This window comes from Streptomyces sp. NPDC050743 (assembly GCF_044456925.1).
Lineage (GTDB): Bacteria > Actinomycetota > Actinomycetes > Streptomycetales > Streptomycetaceae > Streptomyces.
In genome coordinates, this window is the sequence record NZ_JBITGJ010000308.1 from 1 (window position 1) to 1,846 (window position 1,846).

Here is a 1,846-nt window from a genome sequence, read left to right on the forward strand (position 1 = left end):
TCATGTTGCTCTTGCTACTCACTACCTGTGACTGCTTCCTCCGGGACCATCCGTCCCAGTATCAAGCTGTCCGGCCGGCAGGGGGAACCTCACCCCGACCCGTATGATCCGGTCGTATTCGATCATTCGATCACTTGGTTTCGATGCCCGGCGGCTCAGGCCACCGGGCCGAACCTGTGGGGGGTTCCATGCGCAGAAGTGCGCTCGTCACGGCTGCGGTTGCGGCGGTCGTGTTCGGTGCCGCCGGTACGGCCGCGGCCGCGCCGGCCGGCACGGTCACCGCTGCGGCAGCCGCGGGGGGCAGCCACGCCGACTTCAACGGTGACGGTTATCCGGACCTGGCCATCGGCGCGCACACCGCGGCGGTGGGCGGCGTCCAGCGCGCCGGGGTGGTAGCGGTGGCGTACGGGTCCGCGACGGGCCTGCGGTACGACACCGCCCAGATAGTCAGCCAGGCCACGCCCGGCGTGCCGGGCGACGCGGTCACCGACGGCAAGTGGCGCGAGGCCACCGCGGCCGGGGACCTGGACGGCGACGGCTTCGACGACCTGGTGATCCACTGGGTCGACAAGAACACCGTCCTGTGGGGCAGCAAGGAAGGCCTCACCGGCGCCGCGACCGTCCTCCCGGCGGGCAACCAGCCGCGTCTGCTCGGCGGCGGGATCGGCATCGGTGACGTCAACGGGGACGGCGTCGACGACTTCGTCAGCCGCGCCATCTACGGCAGCTACCAGGGCGGCGGCTCCTCGTACGGCGCCGCCGTGCTGCTCGGGCCGCTCGAGCGGGCCACCGGCAAGGCGGCCGGCACCTGGTACCGCGCCAGCGACAGGCTGGACGACCTGGTCATCGGCACCGTCTTCGTGGGTGACCTCACCGGCGACGGCATCGCCGACGTGGTGACCAGCGGCTACAAGGTGCTGGGCAGCGGTGCGCCCGCCGGAACGGTGCTCAAGGGCTCGCCGACCGGGCTGGTGAAGGGCTCCACGTTCCCGGCGCCGTACGTCTACGACGGCGGTCACCACGCGTCGGCCTTCGCCGATCTGGACAAGGACGGTTACCAGGACCTGGTCACCGGGCACGCGGAGACGAACCAGATCTTCGTGACCTACGGCGGCCCCAACGGTGTCAGCACCACTCGCACCTCGCGCTCGTACCAGCAGGGTTCCAGTGGTGTCCCCGGCATGAACGAGACCGGTGACAAGTTCGGCTCCTCGCTGGCCGTCGGCGACACGAACAAGGACGGCTACCCGGATATCGCGGTCGGCATCCCGTACGAGACGGGGCTGGACGACGTGAACACCAAGGAGTCGGGGGCCGTCGACGTGCTGTGGGGCAGCCCGACCGGGGTGAGCACCGTGGACGCCAAGGGCTTCACGCAGAACTCCAAGGGCATCCCGAGCACCTCGGAGGCTGGTGACCACTTCGGCTCGGCGCTCGCCCTGCTGGACAGCAACCGTGACGGCTCCACCGAGCTGTACGTCGGCGGTAACGGCGAGGACGGCTACAAGGGCCGCGTATGGAACTTGGCCACCGACGCGAGTGGCGTCACCGGCACCGGCGCCACCAGCTTCTCCCTCGGCACCCTGGGTGGGCCGAGCGGGGGCGGCAACTTCGGGTACCGGATGGTGGGGTGACCCACCGGGCGTGGCCCTGCCGGGAACTTCCGGCGGGCCACGTCTGCTTTTCCCTGGCGTTCACCGGGTTCCTCCGAGGATGCCCCGGCCTTCGGGCCGGGGAGGAATCGGACTCCTGCGGAGCAGGGCAGGGACAGCCGGATCGCCGTCGGGGCGATCCGGCGTCCACCCCGCACGGCGGTGATGCCGCCCACGATGATCGAGAGCTCTCA

Annotated in this window: 1 protein-coding gene; it reads left to right on the forward strand. The window is 70.4% G+C overall.

Features of this window, described 5'->3' with window-relative positions; translation table 11 throughout:
* The first annotated feature begins 188 nt into the window (after nt 1–188).
* Nucleotides 189–1,634 carry an integrin alpha pat-2 gene (locus ACIBJF_RS53260; protein ID WP_399185092.1) on the forward strand — a complete coding sequence of 482 codons (1,446 nt, stop codon included), beginning with the start codon at nt 189–191 and terminating at the stop codon, nt 1,632–1,634.
* The last annotated feature ends 212 nt before the right edge of the window (nt 1,635–1,846 follow it).